Origin of the sequence: Rossellomorea sp. RS05, from assembly GCF_039822645.1 — a bacterium.
In the GTDB taxonomy this organism is placed as follows: Bacteria; Bacillota; Bacilli; order Bacillales; family Bacillaceae_B; genus Rossellomorea; species Rossellomorea marisflavi_B.
Window position 1 is genome coordinate 92618 of the sequence record NZ_JBDKWY010000007.1, and the last position, 20499, is coordinate 113116.

Annotated in this window: 18 protein-coding genes and 1 riboswitch; of the genes, 6 read left to right on the forward strand and 12 right to left on the reverse strand. The window is 50.3% G+C overall.

The window, feature by feature from the left end:
- Positions 1–46: 46 nt before the first annotated feature.
- From ABJ225_RS16760 to licT, 5 genes are all read right to left on the reverse strand, one after another.
- Complete coding sequence (locus tag ABJ225_RS16760; protein ID WP_347321143.1) at positions 47–934, reverse strand: EamA family transporter; 888 nt, start codon at positions 932–934, stop codon at positions 47–49.
- Between the two features lie 40 nt (positions 935–974).
- Positions 975–2099: a 5-methyltetrahydropteroyltriglutamate--homocysteine S-methyltransferase gene (locus ABJ225_RS16765; protein ID WP_347321144.1), complete on the reverse strand. Its 1125-nt coding sequence runs from the start codon at positions 2097–2099 to the stop codon at positions 975–977.
- A gap of 73 nt (positions 2100–2172) precedes the next feature.
- Positions 2173–2282, reverse strand: a riboswitch (SAM riboswitch).
- An 81-nt stretch (positions 2283–2363) separates the two neighbouring features.
- Complete coding sequence (locus ABJ225_RS16770; protein ID WP_218246754.1) at positions 2364–3818, reverse strand: 6-phospho-beta-glucosidase; 1455 nt, start codon at positions 3816–3818, stop codon at positions 2364–2366.
- Entirely contained in the window at positions 3815–5686 is a 1872-nt protein-coding gene (locus ABJ225_RS16775; protein ID WP_347321145.1) for a beta-glucoside-specific PTS transporter subunit IIABC, read from the reverse strand. Before ABJ225_RS16775 ends, ABJ225_RS16770 begins: the two co-directional genes overlap by 4 nt.
- Positions 5687–5805: 119 nt before the next feature.
- Positions 5806–6672 carry a BglG family transcription antiterminator LicT gene (gene licT, locus ABJ225_RS16780; RefSeq protein WP_347321146.1) on the reverse strand — a complete coding sequence of 289 codons (867 nt, stop codon included), beginning with the start codon at positions 6670–6672 and terminating at the stop codon, positions 5806–5808.
- Between the two features lie 327 nt (positions 6673–6999).
- On the opposite strand from licT, the gene ABJ225_RS16785 reads away from it, so the two are divergent.
- Positions 7000–7917, forward strand: a complete 918-nt coding sequence (locus ABJ225_RS16785) for a hypothetical protein (RefSeq protein ID WP_347321147.1) — start codon at positions 7000–7002, stop codon at positions 7915–7917.
- A 47-nt stretch (positions 7918–7964) separates the two neighbouring features.
- Here ABJ225_RS16785 and ABJ225_RS16790 read toward each other — a convergent pair whose 3' ends face one another.
- The 5 genes from ABJ225_RS16790 to ABJ225_RS16810 all read right to left on the reverse strand — a co-directional run bounded on the left by ABJ225_RS16790 (position 7965) and on the right by ABJ225_RS16810 (position 13393).
- Positions 7965–9470 carry a tripartite tricarboxylate transporter permease gene (locus ABJ225_RS16790; RefSeq protein WP_218246757.1) on the reverse strand — a complete coding sequence of 502 codons (1506 nt, stop codon included), beginning with the start codon at positions 9468–9470 and terminating at the stop codon, positions 7965–7967.
- 28 nt (positions 9471–9498) lie between these two features.
- A complete protein-coding gene (locus tag ABJ225_RS16795) occupies positions 9499–9957 on the reverse strand; it encodes a tripartite tricarboxylate transporter TctB family protein (protein ID WP_218246758.1) in 459 nt (152 codons plus the stop codon).
- Between the two features lie 14 nt (positions 9958–9971).
- Complete coding sequence (locus tag ABJ225_RS16800; RefSeq protein ID WP_286188328.1) at positions 9972–10934, reverse strand: tripartite tricarboxylate transporter substrate binding protein; 963 nt, start codon at positions 10932–10934, stop codon at positions 9972–9974.
- A 207-nt stretch (positions 10935–11141) separates the two neighbouring features.
- Positions 11142–11807 (reverse strand): response regulator, encoded by a 666-nt coding sequence (locus tag ABJ225_RS16805; RefSeq protein ID WP_347321148.1) that lies wholly within the window; start codon positions 11805–11807, stop codon positions 11142–11144.
- Positions 11804–13393 carry an ATP-binding protein gene (locus ABJ225_RS16810; protein ID WP_347321149.1) on the reverse strand — a complete coding sequence of 530 codons (1590 nt, stop codon included), beginning with the start codon at positions 13391–13393 and terminating at the stop codon, positions 11804–11806. Before ABJ225_RS16810 ends, ABJ225_RS16805 begins: the two co-directional genes overlap by 4 nt.
- A gap of 154 nt (positions 13394–13547) precedes the next feature.
- Between ABJ225_RS16810 and pepT the strand changes: the two genes are divergently transcribed.
- The 5 genes from pepT to ABJ225_RS16835 all read left to right on the forward strand — a co-directional run bounded on the left by pepT (position 13548) and on the right by ABJ225_RS16835 (position 18845).
- Positions 13548–14780 carry a peptidase T gene (pepT, locus tag ABJ225_RS16815; protein WP_347321150.1) on the forward strand — a complete coding sequence of 411 codons (1233 nt, stop codon included), beginning with the start codon at positions 13548–13550 and terminating at the stop codon, positions 14778–14780.
- 111 nt (positions 14781–14891) lie between these two features.
- Complete coding sequence (locus ABJ225_RS16820; RefSeq protein WP_347321151.1) at positions 14892–16289, forward strand: RQC-minor-2 family DNA-binding protein; 1398 nt, start codon at positions 14892–14894, stop codon at positions 16287–16289.
- Positions 16290–16443: 154 nt separating this feature from the next.
- Positions 16444–17007, forward strand: coding sequence for a DeoR family transcriptional regulator (locus ABJ225_RS16825; RefSeq protein WP_347321152.1), 564 nt, complete (start codon positions 16444–16446; stop codon positions 17005–17007).
- Positions 17008–17021: 14 nt separating this feature from the next.
- Entirely contained in the window at positions 17022–18365 is a 1344-nt protein-coding gene (locus ABJ225_RS16830) for a PepSY-associated TM helix domain-containing protein (RefSeq protein WP_347321153.1), read from the forward strand.
- Positions 18366–18392: 27 nt separating this feature from the next.
- Complete coding sequence (locus tag ABJ225_RS16835) at positions 18393–18845, forward strand: FixH family protein (protein WP_347321154.1); 453 nt, start codon at positions 18393–18395, stop codon at positions 18843–18845.
- A 49-nt stretch (positions 18846–18894) separates the two neighbouring features.
- Here ABJ225_RS16835 and ABJ225_RS16840 read toward each other — a convergent pair whose 3' ends face one another.
- Together ABJ225_RS16840 and ABJ225_RS16845 are read right to left on the reverse strand one after the other, a co-directional pair.
- Complete coding sequence (locus tag ABJ225_RS16840; protein ID WP_048004706.1) at positions 18895–19650, reverse strand: SDR family NAD(P)-dependent oxidoreductase; 756 nt, start codon at positions 19648–19650, stop codon at positions 18895–18897.
- Between the two features lie 194 nt (positions 19651–19844).
- Positions 19845–20474, reverse strand: coding sequence for a GntR family transcriptional regulator (locus tag ABJ225_RS16845; protein WP_347321155.1), 630 nt, complete (start codon positions 20472–20474; stop codon positions 19845–19847).
- Positions 20475–20499 lie beyond the last annotated feature (25 nt).

Consider the following 20499-nt stretch of genomic DNA (forward strand, 5'->3'; position numbering starts at 1 on the left):
CATTACCTTACTTACAATACACATTTCTCCTCAAAAAAAGACCAGCCTAAGCTGATCTCACTTGTCCTTTATCTAGATCTGATTTCCCTCTCTGTCCCCACACTAATAGCACAATCCCTAGAAGGAGGAGACCGACGCCCAACCATGACAGGGCATCAAGGGATTCGCCGATCAGAAAGACCCCGAGCATGGTGGCGGTGAGGGGTTCGGCGAGGGAGAGCGTCACGGCGGTTGAGGCAGGCACCTTCACCAGTCCACGTGCAAAGAGAAGATAGGCAAGTCCTGTTGCCACGACCCCGAGGTGCAGGGCGACCCCGGCTCCCCTTACCTCCATAAGCCACGATAGATCATAGAGGAAGAGGAAGGGCGTGAGGAAGATTGCACTCAGCATGAACACGATAGCGACCACGGGAAGTGTTTCCCTTCTATTGACAAGGGTTCCGCTGATCATGGTGTACCCGGCAAATGAAGCCCCCGCCCCCAGTGCGAGGAGGATGCCGCGCGGGTCGGCAACGACCGACCCTCTATTCGTGAACAGAAGGATGCAGCCTGCGATGGCCAGGGCGGTGGAGGCCCACCAGGATGCTTGGGGGACCTTCCTTTTTATCCCCCATTCAAGGAGTCCTGCTATGACCGGGGCGCTTCCGATGGCGATGACGGTCCCGATTGCAATCCCTGTCATACTGACTGCCGAGAAAAAGAAAGGCTGGTAAAGTGCCATGCAAAGAGCGGCCGCCACGGTTCCTTTCACAGGCCACCCTCTCCAATGTATTTTCCCCAAGGATAATAGAAGGAGAAATAAGCCTCCTATGGCCAGACGCACTGCTCCGATGGCAATCGGATGAACGCCTTCCGGTGCCAATGCCTGTACCGTCCCATTTGTTCCCCACAGCATGGCGGCCAGGAGGATAAAGAGAGCATACTGTATCCGCAATGAAACCCTCTCCTAATTGATTACTGGTTGAATGGAAATCTCATTCCCACACACGATCGGCAATGGTGATCACGTGTTGCAGCTTCTTCCATTGTTCTGCTTCCGTCAACAGATTTCCTTCTTCTGTTGAGGCGAATCCACATTGGGGACTGATACAGAGCTGGTTGATGTCCACATAGCGCGCAGCTTCCTGTATCCGTGCCTCGACGTCTTCCGTTGCCTCGAGCTCTCCATGTTTCGACGTCACAAGACCGAGGACGATCTGGAGATTCGGATTCTTCACATAGCGTAGCGGTTCGAAGCCTCCGGAACGCTCATCATCGAACTCCAGGAATAGCCCGTCGAGGTCGAGCCCGCCGAAAATGGTTTCGGCAGCCGCTTCATATCCGCCTTCAGCTGCCCATGTCGATTTGAAATTCCCCCTGCAAATATGCATGGTCACGACAAGGTCCTCTGGGCGATCCTTCACAGCCTCATTGATGGTACGGGCGAAGGATTCCCTGAGTTCGTCGGGTTCGCGGCCAAATGCCTTGATCTGCTCATGTCCCTGTTCGGAGAAGAATACCGACCATGCCGTATCGTCGAGCTGCAGATAGCGGCAGCCTGCATCGTAGAAAGCACGGATTGCCTTTTTGTAGGCTTCGGCTACATCCCGATGGAATGCCTCCAAGTCATCTCCGTATACGTCAGTTTCAATCTTGCCTCTGAAGAAAAGCATATTCGGACTTGGAATCGTCATCTTGGCTGTGTGATCGCCTGCAATGCCATGAAGGAATTCGTAGTCTTTCAGCATCGGATGATCCGTGAAGTCCACTTTCCCCGTCACTTTGATGCCACGTGCCTTGGTCGTCGTGTTATGGAACTTGATGCCCTGGTCCGATTCATATCCTTCGACGCCATCCAGACCTTCAAGGAAGTCGAAGTGCCACCACGCCCTCCTGAATTCACCATCGGTCACGACTTGGAGGCCGATTTCCTTTTGCTTGTCGACGATGCGGATGATTTCTTCATCCTCGATTCGTCGGAGTTCAGCTGCGGATAGCTCTCCATTCAATCTCCGTTCGCGTGCTTCCTTGATTCTTTCCGACCTCAGCAGGCTGCCCACCTGATCTGCCCGGAACGGGGCTTTTATTGCTTTCTTACCTTTTGTCTGTACGTGTGTCATCTGAATCCTCTCCCTTTCTTCATATAAAAAGGCCCTTCCCGGTAAAAGGAAGAGCCTGATGATTCTCGTCTCTTCCTCATCTCCGAACGAATCTCGTTCAAGGATTTAGCACCATTCTGTTCAAGTTTGAACAGCGGTTGCCGGGTTTCACAGGGCCAGTCCCTCCACCACTCTTAATAAGGAATATCGCTATTTAATTTTCTCAATATAATAATTATTCAGGATTTAGCTCCTGTTGTCAATGGGATGAGGGAAATTAACCGCTCAACTTTTGACGGTTTCGTTCTCCAATGCCGCTCCATTCGTCTCGATCACCTGTCTGTACCAGTCGAAGCTGGCCTTCTTAGAACGGTTGAGGGTGCCATTGCCTTCGTTGTCTTTGTCCACATGGATATAGCCATATCGCTTTTTCATTTCGCCACTTGACGCGCTGACGATATCAATCGGTCCCCAGCATGTGTAGCCCAGCAATTGTACTCCGTCCTTAATCGCTTCGTTCAGCTCACGGAGATGGGCTGAGAGATAATCGATTCGATAGGCATCGTTGATTTCCCCATCTGCGCCGGGCTCGTCGATGGCCCCGAGGCCGTTTTCCACGACGAATAATGGTTTTTGATAGCGATCATACAATTGATTGGCCGTAATCCGGATCCCTTTTGGATCGATGGTCCATCCCCATTCCGATGTTTTCAAATGAGGATTTTTGACCGAAGGGAACACATTGCCTGCTGTCATCTTCCCGAGGATTTCAGGATCACGGCTGATCGTGCGGCTGGAGTAATAGCTGAATCCGATGTAATCCACCGTATGAGCCTTAAGAATGTCTTCATCTCCTTCTTCCATCTGGAGATCCCACTCCTGCTCCCGGAAGAAGCGCTTCGCATAGCCCGGATACGCTCCACGGGACTGAACGTCGATGAAGAAGTAGGATTCGCGATCCCGTTCGATTCCCGCCCAGATATCTTCCGGATTACAGGAGTAAGGATACGTGACACCTGCGGCCAGCATGCACCCGATCTGTGCCTCCGGATCGATCTCATGGAGTGCCTTCACGGCAAGGGCACTGGCGACAAGCTGATGATGAGCAGCCTGATAGAGGACCTGATCCCGGTTTTCACCTTCTTTGAACACGATTCCTGCCCCAAGGAAAGGCAGATGGAAAAGCATATTGATTTCATTGAACGTCATCCAATATTTCACGGTTCCTTTAAAACGATTGAAAAGAGTGCGGGCATACGTTTCGTAGAATCCGACGAGCTCACGGCCCTTCCAGCTTCCGAACGTTTCAATCAGATGGACAGGCACATCGAAATGGGCGATGGTTACAACGGGTTCGATTCCGTTCGCTTTGAGCTCTGCGAAGAGGTTTTCATAGAATGTCAATCCTTCTTCATTCGGCTCAGCGTCGTTCCCGTTCGGGAAGATCCTTGCCCATGATACAGAAACCCGAAGGCATGTAAAGCCCATCTCGGCAAACAGCTTGATATCTTCTTTGTAGCGATGATAAAAATCGATGGCTTCATGTGACGGATAGTAAAGGTCATCTTGAAGTTCCAGGTGTGGGATATTCCCCTTCATATAGGAGAATCTCTCTTCACCGCGTGGAAGGAGGTCGACGTTGGTCAACCCCTTCCCGCCTTCGCGGTATCCTCCTTCTGCCTGGTTTGCTGCAATGGCCCCTCCCCAAAGGAAGGACTTTGGAAATGTAGTCGTTGTCATGATACTCGCTCCTTTTCTTTCATATAAGATAGCAGGCGTTCTCCTGCTTTGATGTCCCCCGGTTCTTCTGAGAGGACGTCTATGAATTCATTCGTATTGGTCACGACGATCGGCGTGGACAGGTCATACCCGGCTTCCTGGATCGCCTTCACATCGAATTCCACAAGGAGCTGACCCGCTTCGACGCGGTCCCCCTGGGAGATATGTGCGGTGAAATGCTCACCATTCAGCTGGACGGTGTTGAGACCCACATGGACGAGGATCTCTGCTCCATCGTCTCCTACAATCCCGACGGCGTGCTTCGATGGAAACAAGGTGCCAATCACACCCGTGACCGGAGAGTACAGCTTGCCTTCTGTCGGAAGGATGGCAACTCCTTTTCCAAGGGCTTCTGTAGAGAAGGCGGCATCTTTGACGTCAGACAGGGGCATCACGATGCCTGTCAGCGGGCTGACGGCGCCGATAGTGGAAGATGGCGTGACGTGTTGATCAGTAGAAACTTCCTGGTCCGTCCCTTCTTCCACGGGATCTTTAAAGCCGACAATATACGTAAGGGCAATGGACAAGATAAAGGATACAGAGATTCCAATGATCAAACCGATGAAGCCTTCGCCATAGAAGATCGGGAGGGTCAATAATCCCGGAGGGCCCGTAGCGATGGCGGCGCTTTGAGAATAGCCGACGATGGCTCCCCCGACACCTGCACTGATCGTGGCCATGATGAATGGCTTTTTCAGCGGCAGGGTGACACCGTATACGATTGGTTCCGTGATCCCGAATAGACCGGTGATCGCAGTCGAACCAGAGAGGGCCTTCAGTTTTTTGTTCTTCGTCTTCAGCATGACACCAAGGGCTGCCCCTGCTTGTGCAAAGATAGCCGGAGCGGTTACAGGCTTGACGTTATCATAGCCTTGTACGGTGATATTGTTGATGAAGATCGGAATGATCCCCCAGTGAACACCGAAGATGACAAGTACCTGCCAGGACATGGCGACAATGACACCGGCAATGATCGGGCTCAGTGAGAATACATAGAGGATGCCTGCTGCAATTCCATTCCCCACATACACACCGAACGGTCCAAAGGCGAGAAGCGTCAACGGCAGGATCGTAACCAACAAGACAAATGGCGTAATGAATGTACGCACGGACTGATGGATCCTGCGGTTAAGGAATCGCTCGAAATACCCCATGACGAGGACCGCCAGGATGATTGGGATGACGGTTGATGAGTATTTCATCATCACGACAGGGATGCCGAAGAACGTGGTTTCAACGTTCCCGTTGGCCAGTTCAATGATGGACGGATAGATCAACGCCCCGGCAATCGTAGCGGCAATGAATGGGTTCGCATCAAATTTCCTCGCGGCTGTAAACGCTAACAACACAGGCAAGAAGTAAAATAAGCTGTCCGCTGCAGCATATAGAATGATATACGTCGTATTATCCGGAGTCATCACCCCGGTGCTCGTCAAAATCTGAAGGACCCCCTTCAGAACACCTGCGCCGGCCATGATGCCAAGAAGCGGTGTGAAGATTCCGGCAATGATATCGATGACTCTGCCGACTGCGGATCCTTTATCCCCTTCTCCGTCCGTCTGTTTTGAAGACGTATCCGATAGGAGGGATGTTTGTTTCCCGATCTCACGGTAGACGTGGGAGACGTCATTTCCGATGACTACTTGGAATTGCCCGCCGCTTTCCATGACGGTGACTACACCATCAAGTGCCATAATGGCCTTTTTGTCTGCTTTTTCACGCTGATTCAGTTTGAACCTGAGCCTTGTGGCACAATGCACGAGCGAGGCGACATTTTGTTCCCCGCCGATATGGCGGATGATCAGTTCTGCTGTTTTTGCGAAATCCATTGTAAAACCTCCTTTATTTAAAGGCATTGATTTTTTAAAAAGAAAAACCTAGACAACGGCAAAGAAAAAACAATGTTTTTCCCTTGCTGTCACCTAGGTTTAGCCTGCTTGATCAGTAACTATCCTCTTGGACTATGCTGCATCGCATGACGTGATGTCACGCGATGGATATGAAGTGTGAGGTATATGCGTTCGTCTTTTGATAATACCCAGTGGAGCTCCTTCTGGATGTAGACGGCAATCTTCCCTGAGCACTCGAATGCCTGTGGATATTGACGCTCGACCTGCTGATAGAAAAAGTCGTCATTCTGCTCCTCGACGATCTGCTCCTTTTTCATGAGCCTCCATGCAAAGAAGCGGAGATGGGTGAGAAAGCGCTCGTAATTCATGGATTCTTCATCGAGTGTCACATTGAAGTGATACTTGACGATGGTCAAAATATCGTTGACCGTCGTCACGACTTTGGAGATGGATTCAAGCCCTTTACCAGACACTTGACTGTTCACAAGGTGCATGGCAATGGACGCAGCCTCATTCTCATCCATCATGATCCCTGTCTCTTCCTCGATGATCGTCAGTGCCTCAAGTGCGGTTTGGTATTCTTTCCGGTAGTACTTCTTGATCTCCCATGCAAGAGCATTCTGAAGCTTGATTCCTTGCTTGTAGCGGGTGATGGCAAAGCTCAAATGGTCGGTCAAGGCGACATACAGATAGTCATCCAGCTTGACCCCGAGCTTCATCGCAGCCATCGTCATGATTTTCTCAGAGAGTACGAGATACTTCTCCGACACGTCTGCCAAAAGCTCTGCAAGTTTGGCAGATACGCCTTCTCCCTCAAGTACGAAGGTCTTCTCCACCAGTCCGGTATCCACCTGATCGCCCGGCCGCTTCTTGAAGGCCAGTCCCCGTCCCATGACCACCAGTTCTTTCCCTTGATCGTCGTGGGTCAGGACCACATTATTATTGATGACTTTACTAATCTCCATATCTCTTCGCCCCGTCCATCCATATTCCCTGAAACAAAAATAACCCAAATCTGCCCACACGTCACCTCAAAAGGTAACCAGCAAATTTAGGTTTTGCCTGCCCGAAGCAGTAACAATCCTGTTTTTATATCGTTAGTTGTAAACGGTTACTTTATTTTGCCACAGGTCCTTAAGGATGTCAATCCTTTTTACTAGTTTTATATATCCCACCTCTTCCACAGCGTTTTCTTTTTGGGAATCTGGGTATAAAAGGAAAGATGTTGGTTTTTTACACTATATTCCATATTAACAGGGTCCTGGAGGATCAAGAAAACAGGAGGGAATTCGATGGTGAAGAAATGGATGGTGATCCTGGTGGCATGCGTGTTGCTGACCGCCTGCGGATTGGGTGAAAAGAAAGAGACAGCTTCAAAGACTGAAGCTGCATCCGATGAAAAAAAGGCAAATGTTTCAGAAACGGAGAAGGCTACAAATGAAAAGGAAGCAAGCGCTTCAACAGCGGAGACGGATGAGCCGGAGCAAGAGCAGCCGATGAAGACCTTCGACGAGCTGACCCCGGAAGAGTTGAAAATCCCGACAGTCCCTATGGAGTCCCCTTATGGTGAAGATGGCAATTTTAAATATGTGCACACCGATAAGGAGCTTGCCCGGGACTTCACAGATGAGAATAATTTGATCCGATTCGACCTGGATGAGGATCCCAAAAGCATCATGCGCACGGGTAAAGTGGATAATGTGATGAACTACAGCGATACCTTCATTGATCTTTCCGAAAATCTGTCCTATAAACTTCAGGATCCCAAAGAGATTGAAATCGCCTATCAGCTTTTCATCGATCATCCCCCCGTTCAGCTTCAAGGAAAGGAAGGAATTGAATACAGATCATGGGAGGAAGCAACCAATATGGAACGGGGCATCATTCAGATGACCATCCTGCTGTCAGTTCCCATGAACTATCTCCAGTATGCCATCGAACAGGATGAGTACGACACGGAACAATTCAAGACGGCTCAGGCAGAGTTCAAGCGAATTGGTGATCCTATGCTGGTTTTCCCTTCTCCGCAGACGCCATTGGATTATGAGTTGTACGAGAGCATCCGCACTGTCCACGCCCTGTGGGGAAAACTGGGACTCTATGAAAAGCCCGAGCAGGATAAAGAAGAATTCAAGGCTCTCTACGATCAAACGAGGCAGGAAGTGAATAATATGTTCGCACGGGTGAACTATACATTATCTGAAGAGTGACGAAGCAGGAAAGAGCCCCCTCCATTTTGGAAGGAGCTCTTTTTTCATTACATATTGATGGTCGTATCTTCTTTTTGCTTTCTGACACGCTGTCTCCAGGCAGGAATGATCAGGGCAAGTAGCGTAATGACGAAGAGGGAGACGGCAAGCGGGCTTGTATAGAAAATACTCCAGCTCCCCCCCGATATGGTCAGTGACTGCCTCAGAGCCTGTTCCATCATGCCTCCCAGAATAAAGGCGAGGATGAACGGTGCTGCCGGGAAGGCGAAAATCCGCATGAGATACCCCAGGATCCCGAATATGACGAGCAGATACAGATCAAATGTACTGAAGCTAACCGCGTATACCCCCACAAGACTGGATATGATGACTAGGGTGATCAACAACGGACGCGGCACCGCCAAGATTTTGACGAAATAAGGGATCAACGGCAGGTTCAATATCAAAAGGAATACATTTCCAATATACATACTGGCGATGACTCCCCAGAAGATCGTCGGATTCTCCGTCATGAGTAGGGGACCCGGTTGCACCCCGAGCACAAGGAAAGCCCCCAGCATGACGGCTGTCGTACCCGACCCTGGAATCCCAAGACTCAGGAGGGGAACGAAAGCACCGCTCGTAGCGGCATTATTGGCCGTTTCCGGAGCAGCAAGCCCTTTAATGGAGCCCTTCCCGAACTCTTCAGGCTTCTTCGCCATCTTCTTCTCGGAAATATAGGCGACAAAGGACGAAATGGTGGCACCTGCCCCCGGAAGGACGCCGAGCAGGAAGCCAATGAACGATTGCCTCGTCATTGGACCCTTCATTTCCTTAAAATCCGATTTGGATAATTTCAAACTTCCGATATTTTTAAAGTCATTCATCTTCATATTACGATTGAGGATCAGGAAACATACCTCAGCGAGGGCAAAGATTCCAAGAGCGATAACGAGGAAGTCGATTCCGTCCAGGAGGTTGACGTTGCCCATGGTGAAACGACTCGTCCCCGTTTGGGAATCAATCCCGATGGTCACGACCATGAAGCCTAGGACAGCCGACGTAAGCGCCTTGAGTGTTGACCCTTCCGAAAGACTCGCAATGGCCGTCAGCCCAAGCAACATGAGGGCAAAATACTCCGGCGGTCCGAATATGATGGCGACACTTGCCAGCATAGGGGCAAAAAGCATCAACAAAATAACACTGACCGTACCACCTACGAATGAACAGATGGCCGAGATTGCCAGCGCCTTACCAGCCTTCCCTTGCTGTGCCATAGGGTAGCCATCGAAGGCCGCAGCCACGGTCCCCGCTACCCCCGGGGCATTCAAGAGGATGGATGACGTCGATCCTCCATACATCGATCCGTAGTACACTCCCGCCATCATGACGAGGGCAATGGTCGGATCCATCCCGTATGTCACAGGGATCATGATTGCAATGGCACTGATTGGTCCCAGACCAGGAATCATCCCGATAATGGTCCCGATCAGGACTCCGATAAATACAAACAGGATACCCTGTAGACTGAAGGCTACTTGAAAGCCTTGAAGTATTCCGTCAAAAGAACCCATATTCCCACTCCTTCCAATCTATCATTATTTAAAGTGGCAGGATGCCTGCCGGCAGTCGGATCGATAATGCGTAGTTAAAGAGGCCATAGGCACAGCCAGAAAAAAGAACCGCTGTGACAATGCTTGTCACCCACTTCCGGTACCCCAGTAGCCTTGAACATACAATGATAAAAGCGGTTGTCATCAGGATAAATCCTGCAACTTCCAAGAACGTGATGTAGATGAGGATCAACCCCATCACGGCGAGAAGCATAAGGACCTCTTTCCTCGGAATGACGCGCTTTGCCTTCTGTTCGTCTGTGTCGATATCCTTGCTGAAGAAGAAACATACCCCGAGGATCAGGAGGCAAAAGCCCAGCATCTTTGGAATCAGATCAGCATCGACCGGCACGAATGGGTATTCAGGAAGAGTGAAGGCCATGATCAGATAGATGGCCGAAACCAGGATCAACACCAAGGAAATACTTTTATTCACCGTCAACTTCATTTTATCGGCACCCCCTAATCTCTCTTAAAACCAAGTTCATTCAGAACATTGGCCAGATCTTCTGCTTGTTCATCCAGGAAGCGTTTGAAGTCTTCGCTTCCCATATATTGTTCATCCCATCCATACGTCTTCCTTACCTCATCAAAGGATTTGGAATCCGATACACCCTTTGCAATGTTTTCATAGTAAGCGATTTGTTCATCGGTCATATCAGGAGGACCGAACAATCCACGCCATACGATAAATTCAGCATCAATCCCCTGTTCCTTTGCTGTGGGCAAGGTTTCAAGGAAATCGTCCCCGGAAAGCCTCTCAGGCGACGTTACCGCCAGAATCTTCAGCTTCTCGGCCCTGGCCTGATCCATGGCATCGGACACACCGGTGGATACAACGTCCACGCTTCCATTCAAGACGGCAGTCATCGATCCTCCGTCCTGATCGGACACGTATCGGATTTTAGTAATATCCACACCGGCCGCCTGGGCAAACATGATGAACTGGACATGGTCCATGCTTCCAGGTGAGGAGATACCGACAACAGTTACGCTCTCAGGATCTTTCCTCATATCCTCAAACAACTCATCCAATGTGTCCCACTTGGCATCCGCCCTTACTGCGAAAGCTCCGTAATCGGCAATCAGATTGGCAATCGGGGTGAAATCCTCATATCCATAAGGAGATTGACCATTCAAAGCAACAAAGTGAAGGGGCGGGGAACTGATGAATATATTATGGGGATCATTCCGCTTATGAATATAGGACCAGGCAACCGCTCCGCCGCCACCAGGCTTATTCACCACACCAAAACTGTTATTGGCCAGATTTTCATCTTCAATGCTTTTGGCAATCATTCTGGCCGTCGTGTCCCAACCGCCACCTGCACCGGCAGGAGCAATCACTTCAATGGAACGGTCGGGCTCCCATTGTCCATCTGCGTTAACAGAACCTTTTTGCACCGGAAGGGAACATCCTGTCATTAAAATGAGGCAAAACATAAGTAGAATAATCAATCGTTTTCGCAACACTAGCGCCTCCTTGCCATTTTTTATTCATTCTACTGGGTGTTCACAAAGTTGTAACCGTTTACAATTTAAAGTTTTTTGATTCCTTTCTGGGTTTTTTGTTCATAAAGTTCACAGAAAAAGCGGTTTTGAAAAAGAATGATCCTTTTCAAAACCGCTTTTTTATTTTCGTTTGTATTTCCTCTCTGGCCTACCTACAATCCCATATACCAATTCTGCTTTCGCTTCCCCGATTGAAATCAGATACTCCAGATACCGCCGAGACGTCGTTCGTGAGGCCCCAAACAATTGACCCAGTGCCTCTGCCGTCACCCCCTCCTCCTGTTGTCCCAGAAGCTCCTTCACTTTTTCCAAGGTCAGCTGGTCGATTCCCTTCGGAAGATCGGCCGGTTCCGGCTTGACATCCACCCGGAACAGACGGTCAATTAGAGTCTGATCCACTTCCCCTCCCCCTTCAAGAACCTTGCGCGTATGGAGGGCTTTTGCAATGGCCACCGATAACCGTTCCAGTTCTATCGGCTTGATCAGATAATCAATGACGCCTTGATTCAGCGCATTTTCAAGAACCATCCGGTCCGTAGCAGCCGTAATCAGAATGATTTGAAGACCCGGACATGCTTCTCTAAGGGCGCCAATGATATGGATTCCAAGGCTATCAGGCATGTATACATCGAGAAGGAGCAGATCAGGCTTGAGGTTGCCCACCAGGTGCAGGGTTTCGGCCGCTGTTGAAGCTGAAGCGAGGACTTCCACTCCACCGACCCGCTCCAAAAACTGTTGATGAATATCCGCTACACGATAATCATCTTCTGCAATCACAATTTTCACCGGGCACCACCTCCTTTTGGAATATATATCGTGACAATGGTTCCTTCCCGTTCATCGGAAGAAACCTCCAGGCTCCCATTGAGCTCTCGCAACGATGCTTGAACAAGCGCCATTCCAAATCCCCTGTCCTTTCCTACTTTGGTAGAGAAACCTTGTTCATGGATCCGCTCCAATAGATCTGGAGGAATGCCCTTGCCGTTATCCGTCACTTCGATGATCAGATCATCCGCCATATCTGTTGTATAGACCTGCACCTCTGGATGTGCCTGACCGGATACTGCCTCAAAGGCATTATCAATGATGTTCCCAATGATGGTGACGAGGGGGGATGCGGCCTTTTGCGGCCACTCATACTCTATGGAGCTGGTCTCATCCAAGATGAAGTTGATTTTCTTCTCGGACGCTTTGGACAGCTTGCCAATCAGGATGGCCTGAATTGTCGGATCATGGATCTGCTCGAATAATACCCGTTCGTATGTTTTCTGTTGGCCGGTCTCTTCATGTATGAAATTAAGCGCTTTGTTTATCCTGCCAAGCTGCAACCATCCCGAGATGGCATACAATTTATTCGTATACTCGTGGGTCTGTGCCCTGAGGTCATGTGAGTACTGCTGAACCTCCGAAAGGGTGCTGATCAGCTCCTGTATCTCCGAGCGTCTCTGGAAACTCGCAACCTTTCCCCCGTACCGGCCGTCTTCCCCTACACGCTTATACCGGACAACCAGCTGATGGTCTTGGTAGACCGTCTCAAATTGGCCTTCAGCTTCTTCACGACCCAATACATGAGCAATATCAGAATCGGGAAGGACTTCTTGGATCGGACGGCCGATGTCATCCTCTGTCACTCCCAATATATCTTTCGCCGATTGATTGATTAATGTGACCCTGCCGAATTGATCCGTGGCAATCACGCCTTCACTAATTGCTTCCAGCACCGCCCCCCTCTCCTTATAGATCCGGGCAATCTGATACGGCTCGAGTCCGAAGGTGTCCTTCCGTATATTACGAGTGAGAATCAGGCTTCCTCCCACACCCATGATGAAGATAAAGAGTAGCCATAAGAGAATCCCGATCAAGCCCTCCTGGTAGGTGGAATCGACCTTTGAGAGCAGGAATCCGACAGATACGATCCCGATGATGTCGCCCGCGTCGCTGTAGACGGGTGTCTTGCCCCGTACCGATTCCCCGATTGACCCTTCAGCCATAGACACATAACTGTTCCCGTTCACCAGAGCCTCGTCGTTATCCCCGCCGACCATGACCTTTCCAATCTTCTCCTGGATCGGATGGCTGTAGCGGATCCCGTCGATGTCGCCGACAACGATAAACTCAGCACCGGATTTTTTCCGTATTTCTTCAACGATCTCCCGCATGTGTGAAGCGTTCCCATTTGTAATCAGTACTTTCTTCACTTCAGGGATTTCCGATACGGTCATCGCCGTTGTAAGAGCCTGCTGGCCGACGATGTCCTGTGCCTGCTTGCGCTCAAAATACATATACACCACCGTCACCATCAGCATGATGATCGTGATCAGCGTACAGACCAGCACCATGATCTTCCGCTCGAGGGGCCATCTGTTCTCCATATCTGCATCCCTCCCGCATCACCCCGATGCAGAAAATTCTAACACTTTATGGAATAATAGAAAAGGAGACATATAACGGAAGACTCCTTCCCCGCTTCAAAGGACACAGTTTGATATAATGGTAGGAGTATATAATCGAAAGGGGAAATGAACATTGAAGCAGGAAATCATTGAACGCTTTACGTCTTATGTGAAAATGGATACCCAGTCCAACGAACAAAATGAATCTTGCCCCTCCACTCCCGGACAGCTCGAACTCGGGAAGCAGCTTGTTGAAGAGTTGAAGTCGATCGGGTTGAGCGATGCCTCCATGGACGACTTTGGATATGTGATGGCCACCCTGCCAGCCAATACGAAAAAGGATGTACCAACAATCGGATTCCTGGCGCATGTGGATACGGCGACGGACTTCACCGGGAAGAATGTCAATCCGCAGATTCATGAAGAATATGACGGAGGCGAGATCGTCCTGAATGAGGACCGAGGCGTCACGCTATCACCCCATGAATTTCCGAACCTCGGAAACTATCATGGCCATACCTTGATCACAACGGATGGGACGACGCTCCTTGGTGCCGATAATAAAGCGGGCATTGCCGAGATCATGACCGCCATGGACTACCTCGTGAAACATCCTGACATCGAGCACGGACGGATCCGTGTCGCCTTTACACCGGATGAAGAAATCGGACGCGGCCCTCATCAATTCGATGTGGAGCGATTCGATGCGCAGTATGCCTATACCGTCGACGGAGGCCCACTCGGTGAGCTCCAATACGAAAGCTTCAGCGCGGCAGGTGCCGTCATCACCATCAACGGGACGAACATCCATCCAGGAACGGCCAAAGGCAAGATGGTCAACTCCATGAAGATCGCCATGGAGCTCCAAAGCAGACTGCCTCGAGAAGAAGCGCCTGAATATACGGAAGGGTATGAAGGCTTCTTCCACCTCCTCTCCTTCGAGGGCGATGTGGAGAAGACGACCCTCACGTATATCATCCGTGATTTCGACCGTGAGACATTCACCGAGCGGAAGGAGCTTATGACCTCCATCGTGAAAGAACTTCAGGAAACATACGGGCAAGAGCGCGTTTCCCTCTCCATGAAAGATCAGTATTACAATATGCGCGAGAAGATCGAGCCCGTGAAATTCATTGTCGATACGGCATATAAAGCCATGACCAACCACGGCATCGTCCCGATCGTCGAACCGATCCGCGGCGGGACAGACGGTTCCCAGCTTTCCTACATGGGACTCCCGACCCCGAATATCTTCACAGGCGGAGAGAACTTCCATGGGAAATTCGAATTCATTTCTGTGGACAATATGGAGAAATCCGTGAATGTGATCGTGGAAATCGCACGTCTATTTGCAGAAGAAGCATAAGAGGAGAGCAGTCCTGGAGAAGGGACTGCTCTTTTTTTGCACATGCACATTCGCTTCCAGCAAGGCAGGAAATTATAATGTGGAATACAGACTAAGACGAGGTGACCCATTATGAGATATGTTGAATTGACTGACTATCCCTCCCTCCTCATTATTCCCGTTGGCAGGAAGTTCCCCGAAGTCAGGTCCATCGGACACAAGAAGCAGCGGGGGCTCCTGAGCCGCCTTCAACACGCGGTGGATGGGATCATCGAAGAGGGACATGCCATACAGGCTTTCTTCCCCGACACCAACGGTACACGCCTTCCCGTCCCGATCTATCGGAAGGAAGAGCTTTATCCCCACCTCATCAGACCTGAATCCTTCCTGTGGAAGAAGCACTCCGACCAGCGGGGGCTGCCCATAGAAAAGGAATCCTTTTATACCGTAGAATATGAAACCCTTTCTGCTCAAGAGCTGGGCGATCATGTGCAACGTGTGATGACTGACTACTCGTTCGCCGCCATCCTTCAGCAGCGGGAGAAGAACGAGTGGCTGGAGTCGATCCGGTCGGCCTATTCCCGGCATCCTTTCAACCGGTTGGCACGTACTAAACAGGACGTCGTTCAGGCAGTGGAAGTCCTTAATACCTCTTCCCTTCTCGGCCTGTTGAATTCACCAGAGGATGTGGCCTTCTGGAGACACCGGGTGGAGATCGTCCTTCGCCCCTATAGAAGCGTTCCTCCCCATTGGCGCTGGGACATGTGCGCTCATGAGAAAGAGCTTGTCCTGAAAGCAAAGGAAGGCGTCCTCTCCTGTACCTGTCATGAGTGCAACTACACAATCGACTATTCTCCGGAAACAGACCGTGTGACCCTGCCGAACGAGGTCAATATGGAGCAGGCGCGTAAACGCATCGCCACCATCGAAAGGCAGTTCAATGCCATGGCTGAAAAAACAAAAGACATCGTGAACGCAATCCGCCGCCTCCAAGACCTTAAGGCAGCGTTAACACCTTTTGAGGGCATGATCGAACGGGCATGGGATCTTGAAGAACAACTTCGGGGACGTGCAGCCTCCCATCCCATCCTTTCCATCTATCAGACCTTAAAGGAATGTAGCTTGCCTGATACCTATGTGGAACCGGATGTAATGAGCCTGTCCCGTGTCCATATTCCTGATATTTCACTGCTTAAGATGAGCTTGGAAGGAGAAGATCTTCAGCAGACACTGGAAGACCACCTTTCCTATCTTGAAGAAAAAGCGCAGGAATACCGCCCATCACCGGATGATGTGATGGTAGAGGTCAAAGGGTATGAGCTCACCCGTGGAATGACGGAAGAGATTAATGGCACTCCCGGTTCGAAAGACATTCCCATCCACCTGCTTGTTCAAATGTTAAAGGGAGAGGCCACCAGCAAGATCAGGCGCATGGGGCTGAATGATACATCGATCTTCGCCATGCTTTCCTCATGGCCGGCCAAATATATCACTCAAGCGATGATCCAATGGAAGAAGAGCGGTGTATAAACGTGTACCGCTCTTCTTTGTGTGGAAAAAAAGAAGTTTGTTTGTCTTCTTTGTTACACGTCAACATATTTTCACATTTTTCATCAATCTTCTCCTTGTTCCCCGCCCCTTTCTCCCATACTCTTACACTATGAATGAAAAAAGGAGTGATCCCATGCTTCCCATTGAACGCCGCCAACAAATCCTGACTTGGCTTGAAGAGGAAGAAACCTTGAAGGTATCGGATATCAGCGAACGCCTCGGTGTCTCCGAGATGACGGTCTACCGGGACATCAAGCCCCTTGTCGATGAAGGGAGTGTCCAAAAGACGTCAAACGGCATCGCCTCGAGCCATGAGCTACCCCTAAACGGATGCAGCCTTTGCATGAAGTCGATCGGAACGAGGTACTCCGTCCAGCTCGTGAAGACGAGTCACCGTGTCGAACAAACCTGTTGTCCACATTGCGGACTTCTTCGCTTCAACGACATCCGCGATGAGGTCGTTCAGATCCTGTGCCGTGATTTTCTGACCGATGCCACAATCAGCGCCAAGACCGCTACGTTCCTCATCCGTGCCGAAGTGAACCTGAATTGCTGTCAGCCTCAGGTCATCGCCTTCGGTTCACTCATGCACGCAGAAAAATTCCAAACTGGATTCGGCGGTACCCTGCACACATTTGAAGAGGCCATCCAAGCCATTTCGAATACAATGCAAGGACATGACTGCTGTCACCCTTAAGAAGGAGTCTATTTATGAAAAACCAACCTAAAAAATCTCCCTATCAAACGATCTGGAGGTGGCATTTTTACGCAGGGCTCATCTTTGCCCCCTTCCTGTTCATCCTGGCGGTGACCGGCTCGATTTACCTTTTCAAACCGCAGATCGAAGCTGTGCTGTACAACCAGTACTATGATGTCCAGCCCCAAGGAGACAAGATTGCACCTGCCGAACAGATCGAAGAAGTGAAAAAGCTTCATCCCGATGCAACCGTCACTTCTTATAGACCAGGAGAAAGCGCCGATCGCTCCAGCGAAGTGGGCATCAGTACGGAAGAAGGCTCATCAACCGTGTTCATCGACCCCTATACAGGCAAATCCCTCGGTGAACTGAAGGCTGACGACCGGATCATGAACAAAATTGAAGAGATCCATGGAGAATTAATGGCCGGTACACTCGGCGACCGGATCGTGGAGCTTGCTGCCTGCTGGGCGGTCGTCCTCATCGTAACGGGACTCTTTCTCTGGTTCCCGCGCAAAAAGGACAAACTGTCAGGGGTATTGTTCCCGCGGTTCAATAAAGGGAAGAAAATCTTCCGCCGTGACCTTCATGCCGTCCCTGCGTTCTGGATCACAGCAGGGATGCTGTTCCTGATCCTGACGGGACTGCCGTGGTCAGGATTCTGGGGGACGAACTTCCAGAATGCCGTCACCAATTCAGGCGCAGGCTACCCTCCATCGGTCTGGACGGGAAGTGCACCTCAATCAGAAGTGAAAACGAAGGAAATCGCTGAAGTACCATGGGGCGCAGAAAACCTGGACGTTCCCAAATCGGCCCTTGAAGGATACACTCCCCTCTCCATCAACGACGTAGTCTACATCGCCAACAATCAGGATATTGATCCGAGCTACACGGTGTACATCCCTCAGGACCCGACAGGCGTGTATACCCTTTCGGCATTTCCTGCCAGGGCGCAGGATGAATTGACGATCCATATCGATCGGTATTCCGGTGCGGTCCTTGCCGATTACAGGTATGACCATTACGGTCCTGTCGGAAAAGCCGTGGCACTCGGCATCACCCTGCACAAAGGGACACAGTTTGGGATCTTTAATCAGATTCTCAGCCTTCTCATCTGCCTTGGAATCATCCTTGTGGTCGTGAGCGGATTCTATCTGTGGCTGAAGCGGAAGCCGAAGCATGAGATGGGCGCACCGAAGGGACCAAGCATCTGGAGGTTCAGGGCGTTCCTCGCCGTCATGATCGCACTCGGGATCATCTTCCCGCTGGTAGGGTTGAGTCTCATCGTCGTCTGGCTCCTGGACTGGCTTATCATCAGAAGGCTCCCGAAAGTAAAAGAATTCCTTGGAGCGGCATAAGAAAGGAGACGACCTATGAGATACCTGTTGAAACTACTACCTTTTACCCTGATCCTCATCCTATTGGGGGCATGTGCCCCTAAAGAGGATGCAGCCGACCTGTACAAGCAGGAATCCCCTCTTGAGGCGGATGTGTCCCTGCCAGACCCTTATACCAGTAAGGAACCGATCAAGATCGTCCTCACCCAGGACGGGGAAAAAGTGGAGAACGCCAATTTCGTCCATGTGGAAGTATGGAAGGCAGACGGCAGCTTCCGGCAAGGGATGGAAGAAGCGGAGAACGAAGGAAAAGGCCTCTATACCTTCAAGACAGACTTGAAGGAAGAAGGGCTGTATTATGTAAAGGTCCACGCCGGCAGTAACGGCTCCACCATCATGCCGACCAAACCCCTTGCCGTCGGTGAACTGTCAAAAGCAGATATCGAGGCCCTGAACGGGAACGCTCCACAGCAAAGCGGAGGCAGCGGACATCATCATTAAACGCAAAAAGACCGGAAGAAGGTGCGCCTTCTTCCGGTCTTTTCATATTTTATCGGATTTTATAGCTCAGGAACCCATCTTCTACCGGGATGGTTTGTCCGTTAATGGCGCTGGCCGCATCCGTGAATAAGAAGGTGACGACGCTCGCCACTTTCTCCGGCTTGATCAACTCTCCGCGCATATGCTGTCCGGCCAGATAATCTTTTGCATCCTGATCATCACCAAGGATCGGTGTATCAATGAATCCAGGTGCCACACCAACCACGCGGATGCCGTGTTCAGCAAGCTCGAGGGCTCCCGATTTGGACATCATGACGACAGCCGCTTTTGCCGCGTTGTAGTTGAAGCTTCCGACCGCAGCAGCTGTTCCATAAATGGATGCCGTGTTAACGATCGTTCCGGTCGTACCCAACTCCACCATTTTCCTGGCGCCATAGTACATGCCATAATAAACGCTGTGCTGATCCACATCGATGACGCGGTGATACGATTCAGGGTCCATTTCAAGGAATGGTTTCACCAACCCGATACCGGCATTGTTGAAGATTCCGTTGAATGTGCCGAATTTCTCAGCAGTCCAATCGATCAGCGCCTTGATTTCTTCACCTTTTGAAACATCTACTTTATAATGAGCGGCATTTCCTCCCGCTTGATTGATCTGCTCGGCTACTTCTTTTGCACCGCTTTCGTTAAAGTCAGCGACAACAATGGATGCGCCTTTCCCGGATAACTGAAGGGCAGCTTCCTTCCCGATTCCACTTGCTCCCCCTGTAACTACGACAACTTGACCTTTTAACTCTGACATCAAAACCCCTCCTGTATTGTCGACAATTTGTAATACTCTTATATTTTACGCCTAAAAATGCAAATTGTCGACAATTTAACTCCGCCAAATTTACTATATTTTTGCAGGAAGCCTTTTTAACCACACTCTTCATCACAACACAAAGAAGCAGGCTACCTACCTGCTTCCCATCCCATATTGATTGTGCCCAGTCATCAGATCACTCCCTGATCAAGGGTCACCTTCACTGCTTTCTTCGCATCATCGAACTTCCCTTCAACCAAGGATGACGTAAACACGTTCAGCTCTCGATTGAAGTTCTTCATCGTCTCCCGGGTCCACTTAACCTGGGCAAAGACCATCAGGATATGGTTGGCTTCTTTGTAAAAGCGCATCAACGCTTTATTATCCGAAACAATGAACACGTGGGTAATCAGCTGTTCCACTCTCGATTGATACAACTGCACGTCTTCCAGCCTGCAAGCCTCGTCGGCCTCGTCGCCTAAAACCTGAAGCCTGTGGCGGTTGGTGTCATCCCATTTGGGCTGTGACTGTTCGATGGCCGATTGAAGCAGTCCGATCACGGCGTCGTTGTATTCGATGATTTCCTTATCACTGAAATCCTTTACGATCGTCCCGATCCTGGGGATACGCTCGGCGATGCCGTCTACCTTCAATAGGTATAGCGCCTCCCTGACAGGAGCCCTGCTCGTACCAAGATCCCTGGCGACATCCTCTTCTATGATTTTCTCGCCTGCTTTGATGACGCCGTTAAAAATTTGTTGAAGCAGATGATGATACACCTTCTCAGGCAATGATTCTTTCCCGTGATTGACTCTATTCATGCTACACCCCTGAAAATTATGCTAT